Raw genomic sequence first — 22,064 nt, 5'->3', positions numbered from 1 at the left:
GATGTCCTCACTGACCGAACTGCCCACTCCGGACAGCAAGTCCCCGGAGACCGAAGGCCGACGCGGCATCGACCGGGTGCTGGGGCTGATCGAGCGGGTCGGCAACGCGCTGCCCAACCCGATCGTCCTGTTCACCTGTCTCTTCCTGGTCCTGGCCCTCGTCTCGACCGCCCTCTCGCTGGCGGACGTCACCGTCACGGTCCCCGGCACCGACGAGACCAAGCCGGTCACCGGGCTGTTCACCGGCGCGGGGATCAGCTGGCTGACGCAGAACCTGGTCATCAACTTCGCCACCTTCCCGCCGGTCGGGGCCGTGCTCATCATGATCATGGCGGTGGGCCTCGCGGAGCGGACCGGGCTCCTGGAGACGGTCATGCGGGCCACGCTGGCCCGCGCCCCGCGGAAGGTGCTGCCGTACCTGGTGGCGCTGGTCGCCTGTCAGGCGCACATGATGAGCGACGTGGCCGCGATCGTGCTCCCGCCGCTGGCGGCCGTGGTCTTCAAGGCCGCCGGACGCCATCCCGTGGCCGGCCTGATCGGCGGCTTCGCCTGTGTCGGCGCGGGCTACGCGGCCGGGTTCACCATCGGTTCGCTGGACGCCCTGTACATCGGCATCACCCAGCAGGCCGCCTCGGTCCTGCCCGCGGCCCAGGGCCTGGACCTGAACATCCTGGTCAACTACTACTTCACCGCGTCCAGCAGCATCGTCCTCGGCCTGCTCGGCGGCTTCCTCATCAGCCGTGTCCTGGAACCGCGGCTGCCGGCCTACGTGCCCGGGGACGACGAGCCCGAGGAGCAGGACCTGACCCTCACCCCGGTCCAGCGCCGCGGCCTGCTGGTGACCGGCCTGGTCGTGGTCGTGTACGCGGGTGCCGTGCTGTCCCTGTGGCTACCGGCGGGAGCACCGCTGCGCGGCGAGGGCGGGGCGCTGGTGCCCTCGCCGCTGCTCACCGGCATCGTCCCGGTACTGTTCGGCGCGTTCCTGCTGGCCGGACTCACCTACGGCTTCACCGTGAAGACGGTGTCGGGCGCGGAGGGTGTGGTCACCGCCATGTCCGAGTCGGTGAGGAACATGTCGGGCTACATCGTCCTGATGTTCGTCGCCGCTCAGGTCATCGCCCTGTTCAACTGGTCCAACCTGGGCGTGCTGCTCGCCGTGAAGGCCGCGGCCGGGCTGAACTCCATCGGCCTGACCGGCTTCTGGGTCCTGGTGGCCTTCGTACTCCTGGCGTCCTGCCTCAACCTCTTCATCGTCTCCGGCTCGGCCCTGTGGTCACTGGTCGGACCGGTCTTCGTGCCCGCGTTCATGCTGCTCGGCATGAGCCCGGCGCTCTCCCAGGCCGCGTTCCGCATCGGCGACTCCGCCACCGGCATCATCACGCCGATGAACCCGTACGTCTTCCTGCTCCTGGCCCTGCTGCGCCGCTACGAACCGGACGCCCGCCTCGGCACGCTCATCGCCCGCCTGTCGGTGTTCGTCGTGCCGTTCCTCGCGGTCTGGCTGGTGATCCTGGGCATCTTCTACGGTTTCGACCTGCCGCTGGGACCGGGGGCGCACATCGGTCTGAAGTGACCGCCTCCCGCCTCACGCTTTCTCCGGCCGCCCGCCTGCGCCACCATTGACGTACCGGTCCGCTCCAGGCGGCGGATCCGAGGGGCAGGTGGGAGCGGCCTTGATGCCGATGCGGGAACTGGGCGTGGACGACACCCTGGGCATCCTCGGACTGCCGTGGGTGCGTCCGCGACGGACCAGCGCGGGGCTCGGCTGGCAGGGGCTGTACCTCTCCGCCCAGGACGAGCTCCCCTACCGCAAGGCCTTCGACGGGGCGCCCAGCCACCTGCTGATCCTGCACCTGGACGGCCCCGTCACGGTCCGCCGCGGGCGCCGCGGCCTCACCGAGGTCAGCCGCGTCCCGCCGGGCGGCCTGTTCCTCCACCCCGCCGAGACCACCCTGGACGTCGAACTCGGCGGCCCGCTCAAGACCGTCCACGTGTACGTCGCGGACGACATCCTGCGCGCGGCCGTCGGCGACGACCACGTCCCCGTGCGCCTCAACGAGGAACTCGGCGTCACCGACCCGCTGTTGGAGCAGCTGGTCCTGGCCCTGGACGGCGTGGTCCGCGAGGGTGCCCCGGCCGGCCGCACGTACGCGGACCAGCTGGTCCTCACGCTCGCCGGTCAACTCGCCTGGCGACACAGCAACGTACGCCGTGCGGGAAGTGAACCACTGGACAGGGCAACGGGATTGACTGACCGTCAGTTCACTGCCGTACGCGACCTGATGGAGGCGCGGCTCGGGGAGCCGCTGCCGCTCACGGAGCTGGCCGCGGCGGCCGGGCTTGGCGTCAGCCGGTTCGCGCGTGCTTTCAAGGACCGGGCAGGACGGCCGCCGCACCGCTATCTGATGCGGCTGCGCGTCGAGCGGGCCGCCCGGCTGCTGCGCACCGGGACCCAGCCCATCGCCGAGATCGCGGCCGTCTGCGGCTTCTCCCACCAGGAGCACCTCACCCGGGTGCTGCGCGCCCAGCTGGGCACCACTCCGGCGGCCCTGCGCCGAGAAGGCTGACGGTCGGCGCGTCTTTCGTGCAGCGCCCGGCACGTTTCGTGCAGGCGCGCCCGGCGCCGCGTGGCCATACTCCTGAACAGGGGTGCAGCGCCGCACCCCGGAGCCACGCACATCGGAGAGCCGCATGCGGGAGTTCGTCCACTCCGGCCATTTGGTGAAGGTCGTCTTCGGGACCGGAACCCTGGGACGACTGCGCGAGGAGGTCGAGGCCCTGGGCCGCACCCGGGCCCTGATCCTGACCACGCCGACGCGCACGGACCTGGTCGAACGGGCGAGGCGGGCCCTCGGCTCCCTGTCCGCCGGGGAGTTCACCGAGGCCAGGATGCACACGCCGGTGGACGTCACCGAGCGCGCCCTGGAAGCCGTACGGGAGACGGGCGCCGACTGCCTGGTGGCCCTCGGCGGCGGATCGGCCGTCGGCCTCTCCAAGGCCCTCGCAGTCCGCACGGGACTCCCCCAGGTGGTCGTACCGACCACGTACGCGGGCTCCGAGGCCACCCCGGTCCTGGGCGAGACACGCGACGGCGTCAAGACCACCCGCTCCGCCCCCGAGATCCGCCCACGGACGATCCTCTACGACGTCTCCCTCACCCTCGGCCTGCCCGTCCGCACCTCGGTGACCAGCGGCGTCAACGCCATGGCGCACGCCGTGGAGGCGCTGTACGCCCCGCAGCCGGACCCGGTCACGGACGAGCTGGCGCTGCGGGCGATCCGGCTGCTCTCCTCGGCGCTGCCCCGGATCGCCGCCGATCCCGCCGACAGCGAGGCGCGCGCCGACGCGCTGGAGGCGGCCTGGCTGGCCGGCACCTGCCTGGGCACCGTCGGCATGGGCCTGCACCACAAGCTGTGCCACACGCTCGGCGGCTCCTTCGGCCTGCCGCACGCCGACACGCACACCGTGGTACTGCCGCACGCGATGGCGTACAACGCGCCCGCGGCCGGGGACGCGATGCGCCGGATCGCCCGCGCGCTGTCAGGGCCGGGCGCCGGTCCGGCGCCGGACGCGCCCACCGCCGTGTACGACCTCGTCACCGCGCTGAACGGTCCCCGCTCCCTGCGCGACCTGGGCATGGCGGCCGAGGATCTCCCGCGCGCGGTCGAACTCGCCACCGCCACCCCGTACCTCAACCCGCGCCCGGTGACCGCGGACGGGATCGCCGCCCTCCTCCAGGACGCCTGGTCCGGTCACCGCCCGCCGCCCGGCGACCCGCTCGCCGCCCAACTGCGCACCCTGCTCGACGAGGTCACCACCAGCTTCGACCGCGCGCCCGACGCCCGCACCCGGAAGCTGCTCACCGACCTGGTCCGCCACCTGCACGGCTTCGCCGCCGACAACGACCTGACCCAGGCCGAGTGGAACCTGGCGATCGAATTCCTCACCCGCACCGGCCAGTTGAGCAGCCCCACCCGGCAGGAGTTCATCCTGCTCTCCGACACCCTCGGCGTGTCCAGCGCGGTGGACGTGCTCACCAACTCCCGTACCGCCGAGGCCACTCCGTCCGCCGTGCTCGGCCCGTTCTACGTCGAGGGCCCGCCGCCGCGGGCGCACGGGGACGACATCGCCGCGGGCCTCGACGGAGCGCCGCTGTACGTGGACGTGCGGGTCACGGACATCGAGGGCGCGCCGATCGCGGACGCGGTCGTGGACGTCTGGCAGGCCAACGCCGACGGTTTCTACGACGTCCAACTCCCGGACCAGGACGGGCCGGTGCTGCGCGCCCGGTTCCACACCGACGCCGACGGCCGGCTCGTCTTCTGGTCGCTCGTGCCGGTGCCGTACCCCATCCCCGACGACGGTCCGGTGGGTCAGCTCCTGGACGCCACGGCCCGGCACCCCTTCCGCGCACCGCACGTCCACTTCATGATCGGCGCCCCCGGCCGCAAGGCCCTGATCACCCAACTGTTCGTCGCGGGCGGCCGGTACATCGACGACGACACGGTCTTCGGCGTGAAGGACGCGCTCGTCGTGGACTACCCCGAGCAGAAGGGCCCGACCCCCGACGGCCGTACCGTGGACGGCCCTTGGCACCGCCTCACCTACACCTTCCGCCTGGCCCCGGGCGCGTGAGCCCCGTATCGACCCCGCAGGACTCGACCTCGCAGGAGACGACAGACACCATGAGCCGCGCAACCAGCTACGACACCGACGTCCTGGTCGTCGGCAGCGGCCCGGCCGGCGGGACGGCCGCGCTGCTGCTCGCCAGTTACGGCATACGCGTCACGATGATCAACAAGTACGGGTGGGTGGCCAACACCCCCCGCGCCCACATCACCAACCAGCGCACCCTGGAGGTGCTGCGCGACCAGGGGGTCGAGGAGGAGGCGCTGGCCGCCGGAACTCCCCAGCACCTCATGGGCGACACGGTCTTCTGCACCTCGATCGCGGGCGAGGAGATCGCCCGGATCCGCACCTGGGGCACCGGCGACGACCGGCTCAGCGAGTACACGGCCGCCAGCCCCTCCCCCATGATCGACCTGCCGCAGACCTACATGGAGCCGCTGCTGGTCTCGAACGCGGCGGCGCGCGGCGCCAAGGCCCGCTTCGACACCGAGTTCCTGCGCCTGGAGCAGGACGACGACGGCGTCACCGCGTATCTGCGCGACCGCGTGCGTGGCGACGAGTTCACCCTGCGGGCCCGCTATCTGATCGGCGCGGACGGCGGCCGCAGTCTCGTCGCCGAGCAGATCGGGCTGCCGATCGCCGGCCAGGAGGGCAAGGCCGGCAGCATGAACATCCTGTTCCGCGCCGACCTCTCGGCCCATGTCGCGCACCGCCCCAGCGTTCTGTACTGGGTGATGCAGCCCGGCGCCGAGACCGGCGGCATCGGCATGGGCCTGGTGCGCATGGTCCGCCCGTGGGACGAGTGGCTGCTGGTGTGGGGGTACGACATCGAGCAGCCGCCGCCGCAGGTGGACGAGGCCGAGGCCCGCCGGATCGTGCGCGACCTCGTGGGCGCCCCCGATCTGGACGTGGAGATCACGTCGACGTCCCTGTGGACGGTCAACCACAGCTATGCCACCGCCTATTCGGCCGGCCGGGTCTTCTGCGCCGGGGACGCCGTGCACCGGCATCCGCCGTCCAACGGCCTCGGCTCCAACACCTCGATCCAGGACTCCTTCAACCTGGCCTGGAAGCTCGCCATGGTGATCCGCGGCGAGGCAGGACCCGCGCTGCTGGACACCTACAGCGCGGAACGGGCCCCGATCGGCAAGCAGATCGTCGACCGCGCCAACCTGAGCCGCGACCAGTTCGGGCCGATCTTCGAGGCGCTGGGCATCGGCGGCGGCAGCGACGCCGACGGCATCGAGCGCGCGCTGGAGGCCTGCCGCACCCAGGACACGGCGGGCGCGAAGCGGCGACGCGAGCTGGAGCGGGCGGTGGAACTCAAGAACTACGAGTTCAACGCGCACGGCGTCGAACTCAACCAGCGCTACTCCTCCACCGCCGTCCTGGACGACGGAGGCCCTGACGAACTCTGGCCGCACGACCGGGAGTTGTACCACCGGCCCACCACCCGCCCCGGGGCGAAGATCCCGCACTGCTGGCTGATCGACGCCGCCGGCCACCGCGTCTCCACTCTCGACCTGGTCGGCAAGGGCGCCTTCTCCCTGGTCACCGGAGTCTCCGGCGGCATCTGGCAGGACGCCGTGCGCAGGGCCGTGGCCGAACTGGGCGTACCGCTGCGCCTGGTCCGCATCGGCGCCGAGGGCGCCCGGGACGCGTACGGCGACTGGTACCGGCTCGGCGAGATCGAGGAGGACGGCTGTCTGCTGGTGCGCCCGGACGGATACATCGCGTGGCGGCGAACGTCCCCGCCGGCGGACGCGGCCGACGCGGGCGCGGAGTTGACCCGGGCGCTGAAGTCCGTCCTGGACCGCTGACGGCGTAGGACGCCCTCCGTCGGAACCTCCGCAACGCGAACGTCCGGGCCGGCTCACGGGAGCCGACCCGGACGTCGTTCGTCATGACCGCCGCAGCGATCGGACGCGATTGATCAGACGAGGTCGAACCGGTCCAGGTCCGAGACCTTGGCCCAGGCGGCGACGAAGTCCTTCACGAACTTCTCCTTCGCGTCGTCGCTCGCGTAGACCTCGGCGAGCGCGCGGAGTTCGGAGTTCGAGCCGAAGACCAGGTCGGCACGGGTGCCGGTCCACTTGACGGCACCGGAGGCGTCGCGGCCCTCGAAGGTCTGCTGGTCCGAGGAGGTCGACGACCACGTGGTGCCCAGGTCGAGCAGGTTGACGAAGAAGTCGTTCGTCAGCGTGCCGACCCTGTCGGTGAGGACACCGTGCGTGGACTGGCCCTGGTTGGCGCCCAGGACACGCAGGCCGCCGACGAGGACGGTCAGCTCGGGGGCGGTCAGCGTGAGCAGGTTCGCCCGGTCCAGCAGCAGGTACTCGGCGGGGAGGCGGTTGCCCTTGCCGAGGTAGTTGCGGAAGCCGTCGGAGGTCGGCTCAAGGGCGGCGAACGACTCGACGTCCGTGTGCTCCTCGGTCGCGTCGACACGGCCCGGCGTGAAGGGGACCTCCACGTCGACGCCGCCGTCCTTGGCGGCCTTCTCGACCGCGGCGGCACCGCCGAGGACGATCAGGTCGGCCAGGGAGACCTTCTTGGCGCCGGAGTTGAACTCCTGCTGGATGCCCTCGAGGACCCGCAGCACCTGGGCGAGCTGGTCGGGGTCGTTGGCCTCCCAGCCGCGCTGCGGCTCCAGGCGGATGCGGGCACCGTTGGCGCCGCCGCGCTTGTCGCTGCCCCGGTGGGTGGAGGCGGACGCCCACGCGGTGGACACCAGCTGCGAGACAGTCAGGCCGGAGGCGAGGAGCTTCGCCTTGAGGGCCGTGACGTCGGCCGCGTCGATGGTCTCGCCCTCGGCCTGCGGCAGCGGGTCCTGCCACAGCAGGGTCTCGGCCGGGACCTCCGGGCCGAGGTACAGGGACTTCGGGCCCAGGTCGCGGTGGGTCAGCTTGTACCAGGCGCGGGCGAAGGCGTCCGCGAACTCGGCCGGGTTCTCGTGGAAGCGCTTGGAGATCTCACCGTAGATCGGGTCGAAGCGCAGCGAGAGGTCGGTGGTGAGCATCGTGGGGAGCTTCTTGGCGTCGCTGTGGGCGTCCGGGATGATCGCCTGAGCGTCCTTGGCCACCCACTGGTTGGCGCCGGCGGGGCTCTGGGTCAGCTCCCACTCGTAGCCGAAGAGGATGTCGAAGAAGTCGTTGCTCCACTGGGTGGGCTTGGTGGTCCAGGTGACCTCGAGACCGGAGGTGATGGCGTCGCCGCCCTTGCCGGTGCCGTAGGTGGACTTCCAGCCCAGGCCCTGCTGCTCGATGGACGCGGCCTCGGGGTCGTCGCCGACCGACTCGGCCGGGCCCGCGCCGTGGGTCTTGCCGAAGGTGTGACCACCGGCGATGAGGGCGACGGTCTCCTCGTCGTTCATCGCCATGCGGCGGAAGGTCTCACGGATGTCGCGGGCCGCGGCCAGCGGGTCCGGGTTGCCGTTGGGGCCCTCGGGGTTGACGTAGATGAGGCCCATCTGGACGGCGCCGAGCGGGTTCTCCAGCTCGCGGTCGCCGGTGTAGCGCTGGTCGTCGAGCCAAGTGGTCTCGGGACCCCAGTACACGTCCTCGTCGGCCTCCCAGACGTCGGCGCGGCCGCCGCCGAAGCCGAAGGTCTCGAAGCCCATCGTCTCCAGCGCCACGTTGCCCGTGAGGATCAGCAGGTCGGCCCAGGAGATGGACTGGCCGTACTTCTTCTTGACCGGCCACAGCAGCCGGCGAGCCTTGTCGAGGTTGCCGTTGTCCGGCCAGCTGTTCAGCGGCGCGAAGCGCTGCTGACCGCGGCCGCCACCGCCACGGCCGTCGCTGATGCGGTAGGTGCCGGCGCTGTGCCAGGCCATCCGGATCATCAGCGGGCCGTAGTTGCCGAAGTCCGCCGGCCACCAGTCCTGCGAGGTGGTCAGTACCTCGGCGATGTCCTGTTTGACGGCCGCGAGGTCGAGACCCTGGAACGCCTCGGCGTAGTCGAACTCCGCACCGAGCGGGTTCGCGACCACCGGGTCCTTGGCAAGGATCTTCAGGTTGAGCCGCTCCGGCCACCACTGACGGTTTCCGCCGCCCTGGGTCGGGTGCGGGGCGCGCCCGTGCGCGACGGGGCAGCCCCCGGCGTCCTCCGACTTCGCGTCCGTGACGATTGCGTCGTGGTTCTCAGACATGGGAATCCTTCCGAACTGGGTGAATCACGTTGCTCAGGAGCTGGGGGCGTTGCTACAGGCGGGGCACAGGCCCCAGTAGATGACCTCGGCCTCGTCGATCGAGAAGCCGTGGTCGTCGGAGGCGGTCAGGCAGGGGGCGTCGCCGACGGCGCAGTCGACATCGGCGACGGCGCCGCAGGACCGGCACAGCACGTGGTGGTGGTTGTCTCCCACGCGTCCCTCGAACCGGGCGGGGCTGCCGGCCGGTTCGATACGGCGTATGAGTCCCGCCGAGGTGAGCGCGTGGAGTGCGTCGTACACGGCTTGTACGGAAATGTGGCCCACGCGCTCGCGCACCCCGGACGCGATCGCCTCGACCCCGAGGTGATCACCGCCCCGGACGGTCTCGAGCAGCGCGACGCGAGCGGCCGTCACCCGCAGGCCGGCACCGCGCAGCTCGTCTGCGGTGGTCGGAGGCTGGGATGCGGTCATGGCGCCAACCTACCGGCACAAACACTAATGATTCAAGAAAACGAATCACCCAAGTTTGGTGTCGCGCAGGTCAACGGTCAGGACTGTGCCACGCGGACCGGGACGTTGCACGCATGGAGCACCGGGCGCGGCGGGCTCGATTCCGGCGCAGATGATTCAAGCTGGTGGTCATCTGCGTATGAGATGGCCAGAGCGCGACAGCCGAGGAGGAGACCATGGACCTTCGTCAGATGGAGGTCGTCGTCGCGGTCGCCGAGGAGGGCGGGTTCAGCGCCGCGGCCCGGCGGCTGCATGTCGTGCAGTCCGCGGTCTCCAGCACGGTCCGGGCCCTGGAGCGTGAACTGGGCGCGGCGCTGTTCCAGCGCACCACCCACCGGGTGTCGCTGACCCCCGCGGGGCACGCTTTCCTACCGGCGGCCCGCGCCACCCTGCGCGCCGCCGAGGAGGCCAGGACCGCGGTCGACCTCACCCAGGGAGAACTGCGCGGTGAGCTGACGATCGGCGTCATGCAGGGCCTGTACGGCGGTGCCGAGGCACTGGCCGGCTTCCATCGGGAACACCCGGGCGTGGTGGTGCGGCTGCGTCAGGCGCCGGCCGAGGAGATCCCGCGGGCCCTGCGCGACGGGACCGTCGACCTGGCCGTGGCCGCGCTCGACGCGCCGTCTCAGCGCGGTCTGACGACCCGATTGCTGGCGCGGGAGGAGATGGTCCTGGTGACCGCCCCGGCGGCGGACGGCCTGCCGCGTGAGGGCCCGGTGACGCTCGCCGAGGCGGCCCGGCTGCCGCTGGTGGACTTCTCCCCGGGCTGGGCGGTCCGGCACGCGGTCGACAGGGCCTTCCGCAGGGCGTCCCTGGAGCGCACGGTCACCTTCGAGGTGAACGACCTGCTGGCGGCCACCGATCTCGTCCGGCACCGCCTCGGGGTGTGCATCATGCCGCCGTCCCTCGCGGCCCGGTTCCCCGACCTCCCGGTACGCCCCTTCACCGGGCACGCACCCGCGTGGTCGGTACGCGTGGTCCATCCGCGCGGGGAGCTGCCGCCGGCCGTGACGGCGCTCCTGCGCCACATCACGCAGCGATGATCGTCGCGGGCCGGCAGCAGGACCGGCCCGCGTCGCTCCCCCGGCTACTCGGCCCAGTCGGAGCCCTTGATGACCTCGACGAAGTCGCCGCGCACGAACCCGGGCGAGAAGTGGGCCAGCACGTCCGCCTTGACGTTGCCGAAGGTGGTGTCGGGACGGGCCTCGATGCCCTCGGTGAAGGCCGCGAGGATGCGGTTCTTGAAGTCCGGGCGGGGGTGGGCCGCGACGACGGCGGCACGCTGCTCGTCGGACACGGCGTGGTAGCCGATGCCCAGGACGTCCAGTTCCACCCCGCGGGTGACCAGGGCCACCTCGGGCGCCATGTGCAGCGGGATCTCGGGGGTGGTGTGCAGAGCGATGGCCGTCCAGACCCGGTCGGCCGGCTCGCCGTCGATGCCGTGCGCGCGCAGGAAGCGGCGGGCCTCGTCGGCGCCGTCGATCTCGAACCGCTGGTCGGTACGGCGGAACCGCTCGGTCAGTCCCAGGTCGTGGAACATCGCGCCCACGTAGAGCAGTTCGGGGTCGAAGGACAGCCCCTGCTCCCGGCCGCGCAGCGATCCGAACAGGAACACCCGCCGGGAGTGGTCGAACAGCAGCGGTGAGGCGGCGTCCCGCACCAGTTCGGTCGCCTCCCGTGCCAGTGCGCTGTCCGGGATCCGTACGTCCGCGATCGTTTCGCTCATGATGCTGCCTTCCTCGTTCCGTCGGTCGGTGACCTCCTTCAGGCTCGCGCGGTGACCTATCCTGGCGCCGTGTCCTCACTGCCGTACAACCCACAGATTCAGACATGACGCATCGGGTCGCCTTCCTCGTGTTCGACGGCGTGACCCTGCTGGACGTCAGCGGTCCGCTGGAGGTGCTGATCAAGGCCGGACGACCTGATCCCCGCTACGAGCCCGTACTCGTCTCCCCGCGCGGGGGTGATGTCACGACGGCCTCGGGCGTGGTGCTGGCGCGGACGCTGGCAGCCGCGGAGGCGGGCCCGGTGGACACGCTGGTGGTCGCCGGAGCCGACCGGCTCGCGGTGCCGCCCGTCGAGGAGGAGCTGCTGGCGGCCGCCGCCGTCCTCGCCGAGCGGGCGTCGCGCGTCGCCTCGGTGTGCACCGGCGCCTTCGTCCTCGCCGAGCTGGGCCTGCTGGACGGACGCAGGGCGACCACCCACTGGCGGCAGGCCGAGGCGCTGGCCCGGCGCCATCCGCGGGTGCGGGTCGAGCCGGACGCCCTCCATGTCCGGGACGGCCGCTACCTCACCTCCGCGGGAATCAGCGCGGGCATCGATCTGGCCCTCGCGCTGGTCGAGGACGACCACGGCGCGGACGCGGCCCGGGAGGCGGCCCGCGAGCTGGTCGTCTTCATGCAACGCCCGGGCGGACAGTCGCAGTTCTCCACGGCGCTGATGACCCCGCCGGCCCGCAGCGACCTGCTGCGCACCCTGACCACGGCGGTGCTGGCCGACCCGGGTGCCAACCACAGCCTGCCCGCCATGGCCGCGTCCGTCGCCGTGAGCACCCGGCATCTGACCCGGCTGTTCCAGACCGAGCTGGACACCACGCCCGCGCGCTGGGTCGAGCGCGTCCGGCTCGACCGCGCGCGCCAACTCCTCCTCGACGGGCACAGCGTGACCTCGGCCGCGCAGCGCAGCGGGCTGGGCAGCGACGAGACTCTCCGTCGCGCCTTCGCCCGCCACCTGGGCACCACCCCGACCGAGTACCGCAGGCGCTTCGCCACCACGCACCCGCAGCCGTCATAGCCCGCGGCCGTCTTGGGGGCACCGCCCTCACGTCACTCGGAACCCGCGGGCTCGAACCAGGTGGGTTCGTCGGACAGCGCCTGCTTGATCCGGAAGTGGTGGTAGTCGGTCAGCTCGGGCAGGTCGTCCAGCGCGAACCAGCCGACCGCCAGGGACTCGTCGTCGTTCACCCGGGCCTCGCCGTCGAGTGCCCGGCAGCGGAAGCAGAGATCCATGAACTGGCAGATGTCCCCGTTGGGGAACGTGACCTGCTTCCCGGACCGCACGGTGATCAGCCGCTCGACCTCGACCCGGACGCCCGTCTCCTCCTGCACCTCCCGCGCGATGGCGACCGCGGGCTGCTCGCCCGGGTCGGGGATGCCGGAGATCAGCGCCCACCTGTGGTTGTCGGCACGCTGCCCGAGCAGGACCCTGCCCTCGTCGTCGAGGACGACGGCGCTGACGCCGGGAAGCCACAGCAACTGGTGACCGGCCGAGGCACGGATCTCACGGATGAAGTCAGGAGTAGCCATGTCCCCGACCCTAACCGGGAGTTCGGGCCCCTCCGGCGTCCAACAGGGAGCGTGTGTCCGGCGTACGGCTACGCGTCACCGGCGCGTCGCCCGCGCACTCCGGACGCGATCGCCCAGCCCAGTCCGCCCGCGGCGACGAGCACCAGCGCGATCTCGGGAAGGATGCCGAGCCGGGTGGCCGGGGTCTCGGACGAGCGCAGCGGCACCTTCTGCACGAGATGGTCGGCGACGAACATGCCCGTCTTCTGCGTGATCTTCCCGTCCGGCATGATGATCGCGCTGACGCCGCTGGTGACCGGCACGGTGACGGTCCGACTGTGCTCGACCGCCCGCACCCGGGACATCGCGAGCTGCTGGTAGGTCATCTCGCTGCGGTCGAAGGTGGCGTTGTTGCTCGGTACGGAGATGATCTGGGCGCCGTCGGTGACCTCGGAGCGCACGGCCCAGTCGAAGGCGGCCTCGTAGCAGGTGACCAGGCCGACCTTGGTGCCGGCCATGTCGAACACGCCCGGCTTGGTGCCCCGGCTGAAGTCCTGGCGGACCATCGAGGTCCAGTTGCTGTTGATGGCACCGATGAGCGAGCGCAGCGGCAGGTACTCGCCGAAGGGCTGGATCTGCCGCTTGTCGTAGGTGTCGGTGGGTCCCTTGGTCGGGTCCCACAGAATCTGCTCGTTCCAGAGCTTGCCGTCGCGCTCGACGACGCCGCCGACCGAGATGGGGACGCCGATCGCCCTCGCCGCCTTGTCGATGACGGCCCGCGCGTCGGCGTTGGCGAACGGGTCGACGTCGGAGGAGTTCTCCGGCCACAGCACGAAGTCCGGCTTGGCGATCTTGCCGGCCTTGACCTCGGCGGCCAGCCGTTCCGTCTCGCGCGCGTGGTAGTCGAGCACGGCCCGCCGCTGGGCGTTGAACTCGAGCCCCGCGCGGGGCACATTGCCCTGGATGACCGCGACGGTCGCGTAGCCGTCCTCGGCCTTGTCGCTGACCAGCGTGCGGGCCGCGAGCGCGCCGACCACCGGGACGGCCACGCTCAGCAGGGCCACGACCGCGGCGGACCGCCGCACGGTGCGGGTGCGCCGGCCGTCGATGCCGAGCCGGACCGCCTCGTAGAGGCCGAAGCCGCACAGGACGACCGCGAAGCTGAGCACCGGGGTGCCGCCGACCGCGGCGAGCGGCAGGAACACACCGTCGGCCTGGCCGAAGGCGATCTTGCCCCAGGGAAAGCCGTGGAAGGGCACACGCGCGCGTGCCGCCTCGCCCGCGATCCACAGGGCGGCCGCCCACAGCGGCCAGCCGGGCAGCTTCGACACGGCGGCGACGCCCACGCCGACCAGCCCGATGAAGACCGCCTCCGCCGCGACCAGCGCGAGCCACGGTCCGGGGCCGACCTCCACGCCGGTCCACACCAGCAGCGGCAGCAGGAAACCCAGGCCGAAGAGGTAGCCGAGACCGAACGCTGCCTTCAGGCCGCGCCCGCGCAGCACCCAGGCGAACCCCGCGAACGCCGGCAGGGCCAGCCACCACAGGGTGCGTGGCGGGAAGCTGACGTAGAGCAGCACTCCGGAGAGCGCGGCGACGAGGGCCGGGACGAGGCGTACGAGCCGTGCCACGCCGGACGCGGGCGAGGCCTCGGGCCCCGCCGTGTCCGACTCGTCCACGGAGGTTGCGGTGACGGTCACTCCGGGAGTGTACGGCGGGTGACCTTGGCGCCGACAGCGCGGTCCGGATGGCGGCACCGGGCGCCACCAGGCGCGACCGCCGCATCGTTCGTGCACATCTCTGCCCAACTCATCCACAAAACGTCCATCAGCGGTTACGGTGTGCCGGAGCCTCCGTCAACCGCCGGATGACGGGCCGAGCGAGGTCCGGGGGCGCTGACCGGGTGGGGGCTGGGTGGGTTCCACTGGGATGACATCTGTCGCTGGTCCTGGGGAGGACGGCGAGAGACGAAACGTTTCGGACGCGGCGGGCGTGGTGGTGCTCGGGGCCTGTGCCTCGTGGTCACTGATCACGGCGGGCGCCCATGACGGCCGCCCCGAGGGCGTGCTGCTGGCGATCCTGGCCGTGGCCGCCGGCTATGCCGTGGGGAGGATCTGCGGAGCGCTGGTGCCGGTCGCCGCGCCGTGGGCGGGAGCACTGGCCGGGGTGGTCCTGTTGGTGGCCGTGCCTCATCTCGCCCCGGGGCCACAGATCTACGCCCCGCTGGGGCACGCCGGTGCCACCGCCGCCCTGCTGACCCTGTGCACCGGTGCCGCGTGCTGCGCCGCCTGGGCGGCCGAGGCCCCGGCCCTGCGGTTCGCTCTGGGCGCGCTCGGCGCCGGGATCACGGTGACGGCGGCCGTCGTCGGCTCGACCACCGGGCTCATCACCTGCACCGGCGTCCTGCTCTGCTCGCTGGCCGCGGGGCGGATGCCCGGCCGGGGGCTCGGCATCGCGGGACTGGCCCTGGCCGCGGCGTTGGTGACCGGTCTGGTCTGGGCGCTCGCCGGGAACGCGGTGCCCGAGGGCCTGGACGAGTCGCTGGCGGGCCAGTTGACCGGGCATCGGATCGAGCTGTGGCACGACGCGTTGGAGCTGGCCCGTCACAACGCGGGGCTGGGCGTCGGACCGGGCCGTTTCGGCGAGTTGAGCACGACGGCGACCCGGACGCTGCTCTCGGACGGCAAGCCGCACTCGGCACCGCTGCAACTGGCGGCCGAGGAAGGCGTGGTGGGCGTCGCCCTCCTGGGGGCGGCCTTCTGCTGGGTGCTGTACGCGCTGTGGCGCTCACCGCGCCCCACACCGGTCGTGCTCACGGCGGGCGCGGCCCTGACCGGTCTCGCGGCGATCGCCTCCATCGGCAACGCCCTGAGCTTCACCGCCGTGTCGGTCGGCGCCGGGCTGCTGGCCGGCCTGGCCACCGCGAGACCTCTCGCCGACGACTCACCGCACCGGGAGACGCAGGTGCGCCGACACCGTGACCGACTGACGCCCGACTGACCTCCGTCCTCAGCCCTTCGCGCTCAGTGCGTCGAGCCGGGCCGCAGGCTGTCCTTGATGGCCCGTACGGCCGCCTCCGCGTTGTCCACGGTGATCGTGAACGTGTGACCGTCCCACAGGCTCAGGACGACGCCCTCACCCCGGCGTACGACGACGGCGGTGCCCTTCTCGGGCCGCCAGCGGTAGCCCCAGCCGCCCCACTGACGCGGGGTGACGTGCGCGTCGAACTCGGCGCCCGACACGTGCGAGAGCGGGATGCGGCGGCGCGGCACACCGATGTGGCCGCAGCGCACTTCGAGGGACTCCTTGTCGAGCTTCAGGTCGACGTGCACGAAGGCGAGGGTGCCGAAGATGACCAGCAGTCCGGCCGCGATGCAGCCGACGACGGCCATGGCGAGCGGGGCGACGCCGGACTTCCAGGCGGAGTCGACGGCGAGCTCGATGCCGAGCGCCAGGCAGGCCGCGCCGCCGAGTGCCAGCAGCCACTGGACCCGGTTGGTGGCGCGTCCGGTCCAGAGGTCGGGGTGCTGGGTCTTCTCGGGGTGGGGGTGGTCCCTCATGCCTACGAGATTACTCAGGTTTCGCGGCGCGGGTACCGGGTCGCGGGGAGTTGCTCCGCCGACCGGGCGGTTGTCGGACCCGAGCCGTCCGTTTCGTGCCTGTAGCCCGTAGCCCATAGGTCACGTAGCCCTTAGGTCACCGTGCGGGACTGACCGTCCGGAGCAGTCGGCCTTCGGCGTAGGCGAGGGCGGGCTCGGGCAGCGCGCCCTCGCGTCCGCTCAGCAGCACCGTGAGCGTGCCGGTGGCCGGGGCTTCAGGAGCGGCCTGCTCGCCGATGCGGCGCAGCGCCTGGGCGGCGACGGCGTCCGCGGAACCGTGCAGGACGAGCGACGGGCGGCCGGGGCGCTGGACGGCGGCGCGGATGCGCTCGCCGACGAGTTCGTAGTGGGTGCAGCCCAGGACGACGGTCGTTACCTCGTCCGGGGTGAGAGCGGCAGCGGCGGCGACGGCGGCGTCGATCGCCGACTCGTCCGCGTGCTCCACGGCCTCGGCGAGCCCGTGGCAGGGCACCTCGGTGACCGGCACGCCGTCGGCGAAGTCCGCGATGAGATTGCGCTGATAGGGGCTGCCGGTGGTGGCGGGGGTGGCCCAGATCGCGAAGGGTCCGCCGCCGACCGCGGCCGGCTTGATCGCCGGGACGGTGCCGATCACGGGGATCCCGGGTTCGAGGCGGGCGCGGAGGGCGGGCAGGGCGTGCACGGTCGCGGTGTTGCAGCCGACGATCAGGGCGGCGGGCCGGTGCGCGGCGGCGGCCTCGGCGACGGCCAGGGCGCGCTCGGTGAGGTCTTCGGGGGTCCTGGGTCCCCAGGGCATGCCGTCGGGGTCCAGCGAGAGCACGAGATCGGCGTCGGGTCGCAGCCGCCGTACCGCGGCGGTTGCCGCCAGCAGACCGATTCCGGAGTCCATCAGCGCGATCTTCACCCGGCCACGATAGACGATGAGCCCTTTCCGGCCGGTGGGGTGGGGCAGACTGCGCGGGTGAGCGCCCTCGCGTGGACCGCCGTCGTATCACTCGCCGCCTGGCTCTGGCTGCTGCTCTGTCAGGGCTTCTTCTGGCGCACGGACATCAGGCTGCCGCGCCGCGAGGAGCCGGACGCATGGCCGTCGGTGTGCGTGGTGGTCCCCGCGCGCGACGAGGCGGCCGTACTGCCCGAGAGCCTGCCGTCGCTCCTCGCGCAGGACTATCCCGGGCGGGCGGAGATCTTCCTCGTCGACGACGGCAGTTCGGACGGCACCGGCGACCTGGCCCGCGAGCTGGCCCGCGCGCACGGCGGGCTGCCGCTGACCGTTGACTCGCCCGGCGAACCCCCGACCGGCTGGACCGGCAAGCTGTGGGCCCTGCGCCACGGCATCGGCCTGGCACACGCGCGTGGACCCGAGTACCTGCTGCTGACGGACGCGGACATCGCGCACGCGCCCGACAGTCTGCGGGAGTTGGTCGCCGCCGCCCGCACCGGCGGCTTCGACGTCGTCTCCCAGATGGCGCGGCTGCGGGTGGAGAGCGTGTGGGAGCGGCTGGTGGTGCCGGCCTTCGTCTACTTCTTCGCGCAGCTGTATCCGTTCCGCCGCATCGGCGGCGCACGCACGCGTACGGCGGCCGCGGCGGGCGGCTGTGTGCTGCTGCGCGCCGACACCGCCGAGCGGGCGCGGATCCCCGACGCCATCCGGCACGCAGTCATCGACGACGTCGCGCTCGCGCGGGCGGTCAAGGGCGGAGGCGGTCGGATCTGGCTCGGCCTGGCCGAGCGGGTCGACAGCGTGCGGCCCTACCCGCGCCTGCACGACCTGTGGCGGATGGTCTCGCGCAGCGCCTACGCGCAGTTGCGGCACAACCCGCTGCTGCTCCTCGGCACGGTCCTCGGTCTGGCGCTGGTCTATCTGGTACCGCCGGTGACACTGATCGCGGGCTCGGCCGGCGGGGGAACGACGGCCGCTCTCGCCGGCGGTCTGGCGTGGCTGGTGATGACGGGCACGTATGTCCCGATGCTCCGCTACTACGGTCAACCGCTCTGGCTCGCGCCCCTGTTGCCGTTCACCGCGTTCCTCTACCTCCTGATGACGGTGGATTCCGCGGTGCAGCACTACCGGGGGCGCGGTGCGGCCTGGAAGGGCCGCACCTACGCGCGTCCGGACACCGTCCCCGACGAGCACGCCCTTTAGCGAGCCCCGGAAGGCGTCACTTCCGGCCGGGAGTCCAGTTCATGCCCCACCCGTAGGCGTAGTCGATGGTCCGCTGCGGGCTCACCCCGCGCTCGGGCACCAGGTAACGGGCCTCGCGCTGGACGACCAGGTCGTTGCCGGTGTTGGTGATCAGGGCGAGCGCGCACACCGTGGAGGGAACAGTGCACTCGTCGAGCGAGAAGTCGATCGGGGCGCCGTACTGGGGCTGCAAGGTGACCGTGGCGTGCAGATCGGCGAAGGAGCGCGCGCCCTCGTAGATCGTCACGAACACGAGGATGCGCCGGAAGTCCTGCTTGTGGTCGAGGTTGATGGTGAGGTTCTCTCCGCTCTCGACGGCTCCGCTGCGGTCGTCCCCGTCGAGGTGCAGGTAAGGAGGACGGTGCAGGGACCCGAAGGCGTTGCCGAGGGCCTGTACGACGCCCTTGCTGCCGTCGGTGAGTTCGTACAGTGCGCACAGGTCGAGGTCGAGGTCCGAGTGGTTGGCGACGGCCCGGCCCCGCTTGCTGCCCCAGCCCGAGAACTGCTTGCGCGTCTGCCAGTTGAGGTTGACCCGCATGGCGCCCGAGGTGCCGCCCTGCTTGGTCAGCGAGACCGAGGGGGCGGACTTGGTGAGCGTCACCTTGGTGAGGCGTACGGGCGCGGCGGGCGGCGCTGTCGGGGGCGCGGGCGGCGGCGGCATCGTCACGGGCGGTGCGACGGGCGGGTACGCGGTCACCGGCGGGGCGACGGGCGCGGGCGGAGTAGGCGTGACGAGCGTCGGAGTCGGGGTGGGCGCGGCCTGCTGCGGCTCGTCCACCGTGATGCCGAAGTCCCTGGCGAGCCCTTCGAGTCCGCTGCTGTAGCCCTGGCCGACGGCGCGGAACTTCCAGGCGCCCTGGCGGCGGTAGAACTCGCCGAGCACGAAGGCGGTCTCGACGCTCGCGCCGGTGCTGTCGAAGCGGGCGGCCACGGTGTTCTGGGCGGCGTCGCGCACCTCGATGTAGAGGTCCGGGACCTGTCCGAACGTGCCGCCGTCGGCGGACGCCACGAGGACGACGGTCTCGATCGCGGGCTCCACGCGCGCGAGGTCGACGACGAGCGTGTCGGTGATGCTGCCGCCGCCGTCCCGTTTGCCCTCGTGCCGGACGGCGCCCGACGCGTGTGCGGGCTGGTTGTAGAAGACGAAGTCGCCGTCCGACCTCACCTTGCCGCCCACCAGGAGAAGGGCCGAGGCGTCGGCGTCCGGTACGCCCGGACCTGAACGCCAGCCCAATTCGACGCGCAGGGCCGTCGTCGGCACCGGCACATTCGATCCTTTCGGCATTGACATGACCGCCCCCATCACGTGTCATCGCGCCAGGTCCATGTCCCGGCAGCCCTGTTCGGCTTCTCTACCCGACCAACCTATTCCCCGGGACAGCGAACTCCCATGAGGGGCACAGGATCACTCGTGGTCAACCCCTGGTAACCGGCTCGGAACTCGACCTTTACAGGATCCGAACGCAGGTCGGCGCCCTATTTTGGCGAGTTCGCTCGCATTGGGGGTCCCGCGTCACTGCCGACACGGAAAACAACCCTCTTATCGGTCTCCCCAACCAGCACATCGTGGGCTTAACTTATGTGCCATGACCTCCCCCCGCTCCACTTATGGCGGCGGTTACTACTCCGCCTTCCCGGACACTCCGATCTACGACAGGCTCGTCGCCGAGCGGGGCACCCCGCAGATCGCCCCGATCCGGGTTCCCGCCGCCTACGACGCACCCGGCAGTCACCTGCCCGCGTTGCCGTCGGCACTCCCCGCCCTCCCGGCGGGTCCCTCCCAGTACGGCTACCCGCAGGCCGCCCAGCCGTCCCCGCTCCAGCAGGCTCCCGCGGCGTACATCCCGCCGCAGTCGACCGCCCCGCGCGGTTACCCCGGCCCTCAGCAGCCGCAGCAACAGCGCCCGATGGCACCCGGCACGGGTTACGAGGCCATGCGCCCCGCGGCCCCGCGTCCCGGCCAGTACCAGGACCCGTACAACAACCAGCAGCAATACCGCGGCGGCGGCTACTAGAGCGTCCTCCCCGACGGCCGTCCGCCCTGGCACGATGGCTTCATGGGGAGCGCGCGACTGCAGTCGATTCACGTCCATCCGGTCAAGGCGTTCCGGGGCCTCGCGCCCCGGCAGGCCGGCGTGGAGCCCTGGGGTCTGGCCGGAGACCGGCGCTGGGTCCTGATCGACGACGGGGGAAGGGTCGTCACCCAGCGTCAGCAGCCGCGCCTCGCACTGGCCGCCGCCGAGCTCGTGCTCGGCGGCGTTCGCCTGTCCGCACCCGGCATGGAGCCGCTGACCGTGTCCGTGCCGCGGCCGGTCGGCACGGTGCCGGTGGAGATCTTCCGCGACAAGGTCGAGGGCGTCCTCGCCGATGACGAGGCCGCGCACGCGTGGTGCAGCGCCTACCTCGGTGCCGATGTCCGGCTGGTGCACATGGACGACCCGGCCACCCGCCGGCCCGTCGACCCGGAGTACGCCCGCCCGGGCGAGACCGTGTCCTTCGCCGACGGCTACCCGCTGCTGGCGACCACGGCCGCCTCCCTCGACGCCCTCAACTCCCTTATCGCGCAAGGCGATCACCCGGCCGAGGGCCCCTTGCCGATGAACCGCTTCCGGCCGAACGTGGTCCTGTCCGGGACCGCCGCCTGGGCCGAGGACGACTGGTCCCGCATCGTGATCGGCGAGGTCCCCTTCCGCGCCGCGAAGAACTGCGGACGCTGCGTCGTGACCACCACCGACCAGCGCACCGCCGACCGGGGCCGGGAGCCGCTGCACACGCTGGGGCGGCACCGCCGCATCGGCGGAAAGCTGGTCTTCGGCCAGAATCTCGTGCCCCTCTCGCGCGGCACGATCCGGGTCGGCGACCCGGTCACGATCGTCGAATAGCCGCCCTTCGGCGCCGTCGGCGGAAAGATCCGGACAAGGGCCGGTGTGCGGGAACCGGGGCCGGGGCCCGGCGCGTTGAGGATGCGTAAGAAGTTCATGAGAGGTCCCGGTCGCAGGTGATTTCGCTCTCTCTTTGACCAGGCCCTCGCGTGAACGGCGGTCGGCGGAGTTATCACGGAAGGGGAAGGGGGTGCGGACGTGCGGACACTCGGTGGGCTCTGGCGCTGGCGGCGCAATCCGCTGCGCCGCACGACCGATCTGGTCGAGGCCTGGCTGGCCCTGGCGGCCCTGCTGCTGATCCTCTTCGTCGCGCCCGTGGTCGGCGCCCTCGCCGGCGGTGCCGCCCAGGACGCCTTGCAGCAGGCGGTGCGGGACCAGCGCAAGGCCCGGCACCTGGTCACGGCCACCGTGGTCCGCAAACTGGACAGCTCCCCGATGGACAGCGACCCCGAGACCTCCTCGTCGCGCGCGGTGCGCAGCCGGGTCATCGCCGACTGGACCGGCCCGGACGGCACCGCCCAGCACGGCGCGGCCCTGGCGAACCTCAAAGTCCCGCACCGCGGCGACCACTTCGGGATATGGACCGACGCGCACGGCCGTCCGACGGCCCGCCCGCTGGACTCCGCGACGGCGACGACCCACGCGGTCCTCGCCGGGTTCGGCGCCGCCATGTTCACCGCGGGTCTGGTCGAGGCCGCCCGGCGGCTGGTCGTGTGGCGCATGGTCCGCCGCCGGTACGCCCGTTGGGACCAGGCCTGGGACCGGGCGGGTCCGGACTGGGGCCGGACCGGCACCGGCAGTTGACGGCATTCCGGCACTGGTCAACCCACCGGCCGCACGCACGCTACGGTGGAC

19 protein-coding genes are annotated in these 22,064 nt (G+C 72.0%); 11 read left to right on the top strand and 8 right to left on the bottom strand.

Annotated features, from left to right (window positions below):
• Position 1 precedes the first annotated feature (1 nt).
• From ACIP6U_RS28115 to ACIP6U_RS28100, 4 genes are all read left to right on the top strand, one after another.
• On the top strand, positions 2-1,573 hold the full coding sequence (locus ACIP6U_RS28115; RefSeq protein WP_401723223.1) for an AbgT family transporter: 1,572 nt from the start codon (positions 2-4) through the stop codon (positions 1,571-1,573).
• A 103-nt stretch (positions 1,574-1,676) separates the two neighbouring features.
• A complete protein-coding gene (locus ACIP6U_RS28110; RefSeq protein WP_401723220.1) occupies positions 1,677-2,567 on the top strand; it encodes a helix-turn-helix domain-containing protein in 891 nt (296 codons plus the stop codon).
• Positions 2,568-2,691: 124 nt separating this feature from the next.
• Positions 2,692-4,635: a maleylacetate reductase and hydroxyquinol 1,2-dioxygenase domain-containing protein gene (locus tag ACIP6U_RS28105; protein ID WP_401723218.1), complete on the top strand. Its 1,944-nt coding sequence runs from the start codon at positions 2,692-2,694 to the stop codon at positions 4,633-4,635.
• Positions 4,636-4,685: 50 nt separating this feature from the next.
• On the top strand, positions 4,686-6,449 hold the full coding sequence (locus ACIP6U_RS28100; RefSeq protein ID WP_401723216.1) for an FAD-dependent oxidoreductase: 1,764 nt from the start codon (positions 4,686-4,688) through the stop codon (positions 6,447-6,449).
• A gap of 113 nt (positions 6,450-6,562) precedes the next feature.
• On the opposite strand, the gene katG is transcribed toward ACIP6U_RS28100, so the two are convergent.
• Positions 6,563-8,773 carry a catalase/peroxidase HPI gene (gene katG, locus ACIP6U_RS28095; protein ID WP_401723213.1) on the bottom strand — a complete coding sequence of 737 codons (2,211 nt, stop codon included), beginning with the start codon at positions 8,771-8,773 and terminating at the stop codon, positions 6,563-6,565.
• Positions 8,774-8,806: 33 nt separating this feature from the next.
• Positions 8,807-9,244 carry a Fur family transcriptional regulator gene (locus ACIP6U_RS28090; protein WP_124001165.1) on the bottom strand — a complete coding sequence of 146 codons (438 nt, stop codon included), beginning with the start codon at positions 9,242-9,244 and terminating at the stop codon, positions 8,807-8,809.
• 215 nt (positions 9,245-9,459) lie between these two features.
• On the opposite strand from ACIP6U_RS28090, the gene ACIP6U_RS28085 reads away from it, so the two are divergent.
• On the top strand, positions 9,460-10,326 hold the full coding sequence (locus ACIP6U_RS28085; RefSeq protein WP_401723210.1) for a LysR family transcriptional regulator: 867 nt from the start codon (positions 9,460-9,462) through the stop codon (positions 10,324-10,326).
• Between the two features lie 44 nt (positions 10,327-10,370).
• Here the strand turns inward: ACIP6U_RS28085 and ACIP6U_RS28080 are convergent, their stop codons facing one another.
• A complete protein-coding gene (locus ACIP6U_RS28080) occupies positions 10,371-11,009 on the bottom strand; it encodes an HD domain-containing protein (RefSeq protein ID WP_401723208.1) in 639 nt (212 codons plus the stop codon).
• 104 nt (positions 11,010-11,113) lie between these two features.
• On the opposite strand from ACIP6U_RS28080, the gene ACIP6U_RS28075 reads away from it, so the two are divergent.
• On the top strand, positions 11,114-12,076 hold the full coding sequence (locus ACIP6U_RS28075) for a GlxA family transcriptional regulator (RefSeq protein ID WP_401723205.1): 963 nt from the start codon (positions 11,114-11,116) through the stop codon (positions 12,074-12,076).
• A gap of 32 nt (positions 12,077-12,108) precedes the next feature.
• Here the strand turns inward: ACIP6U_RS28075 and ACIP6U_RS28070 are convergent, their stop codons facing one another.
• Together ACIP6U_RS28070 and lnt are read right to left on the bottom strand one after the other, a co-directional pair.
• The gene (locus ACIP6U_RS28070) at positions 12,109-12,588 is read right to left on the bottom strand and encodes an NUDIX hydrolase (protein ID WP_401723202.1); all 480 of its coding nucleotides are present in this window, start codon (positions 12,586-12,588) and stop codon (positions 12,109-12,111) included.
• A 68-nt stretch (positions 12,589-12,656) separates the two neighbouring features.
• Positions 12,657-14,267: an apolipoprotein N-acyltransferase gene (lnt, locus tag ACIP6U_RS28065; protein ID WP_401723200.1), complete on the bottom strand. Its 1,611-nt coding sequence runs from the start codon at positions 14,265-14,267 to the stop codon at positions 12,657-12,659.
• Positions 14,268-14,496: 229 nt separating this feature from the next.
• Here lnt and ACIP6U_RS28060 point away from each other — a divergent pair, with 229 nt between their 5' ends.
• Positions 14,497-15,567, top strand: a complete 1,071-nt coding sequence (locus ACIP6U_RS28060; RefSeq protein WP_401723198.1) for an O-antigen ligase family protein — start codon at positions 14,497-14,499, stop codon at positions 15,565-15,567.
• 23 nt (positions 15,568-15,590) lie between these two features.
• On the opposite strand, the gene ACIP6U_RS28055 is transcribed toward ACIP6U_RS28060, so the two are convergent.
• On the bottom strand, positions 15,591-16,127 hold the full coding sequence (locus ACIP6U_RS28055) for a hypothetical protein (protein ID WP_401723195.1): 537 nt from the start codon (positions 16,125-16,127) through the stop codon (positions 15,591-15,593).
• A gap of 136 nt (positions 16,128-16,263) precedes the next feature.
• Positions 16,264-17,049, bottom strand: coding sequence for a glutamate racemase (locus ACIP6U_RS28050; protein ID WP_401723193.1), 786 nt, complete (start codon positions 17,047-17,049; stop codon positions 16,264-16,266).
• A 57-nt stretch (positions 17,050-17,106) separates the two neighbouring features.
• On the opposite strand from ACIP6U_RS28050, the gene ACIP6U_RS28045 reads away from it, so the two are divergent.
• Complete coding sequence (locus tag ACIP6U_RS28045; RefSeq protein ID WP_401723190.1) at positions 17,107-18,288, top strand: glycosyltransferase; 1,182 nt, start codon at positions 17,107-17,109, stop codon at positions 18,286-18,288.
• 16 nt (positions 18,289-18,304) lie between these two features.
• Here ACIP6U_RS28045 and ACIP6U_RS28040 read toward each other — a convergent pair whose 3' ends face one another.
• On the bottom strand, positions 18,305-19,612 hold the full coding sequence (locus tag ACIP6U_RS28040) for a TerD family protein (RefSeq protein ID WP_401723871.1): 1,308 nt from the start codon (positions 19,610-19,612) through the stop codon (positions 18,305-18,307).
• Between the two features lie 301 nt (positions 19,613-19,913).
• Here ACIP6U_RS28040 and ACIP6U_RS28035 point away from each other — a divergent pair, with 301 nt between their 5' ends.
• The 3 genes from ACIP6U_RS28035 (at position 19,914) to ACIP6U_RS28025 (ending at position 22,013) form a co-directional block, all read left to right on the top strand.
• Positions 19,914-20,342 (top strand): DUF6643 family protein, encoded by a 429-nt coding sequence (locus tag ACIP6U_RS28035; RefSeq protein ID WP_401723187.1) that lies wholly within the window; start codon positions 19,914-19,916, stop codon positions 20,340-20,342.
• Between the two features lie 42 nt (positions 20,343-20,384).
• Positions 20,385-21,209, top strand: a complete 825-nt coding sequence (locus ACIP6U_RS28030; protein WP_401723186.1) for an MOSC domain-containing protein — start codon at positions 20,385-20,387, stop codon at positions 21,207-21,209.
• Positions 21,210-21,407: 198 nt separating this feature from the next.
• Complete coding sequence (locus ACIP6U_RS28025; protein WP_401723183.1) at positions 21,408-22,013, top strand: hypothetical protein; 606 nt, start codon at positions 21,408-21,410, stop codon at positions 22,011-22,013.
• Positions 22,014-22,064 lie beyond the last annotated feature (51 nt).

Origin of the sequence: Streptomyces sp. NPDC088794, assembly GCF_044750545.1 — a bacterium.
Taxonomy (GTDB): Bacteria; Actinomycetota; Actinomycetes; order Streptomycetales; family Streptomycetaceae; genus Streptomyces.
This window is presented reverse-complemented; position numbering and strand designations above follow the sequence as displayed.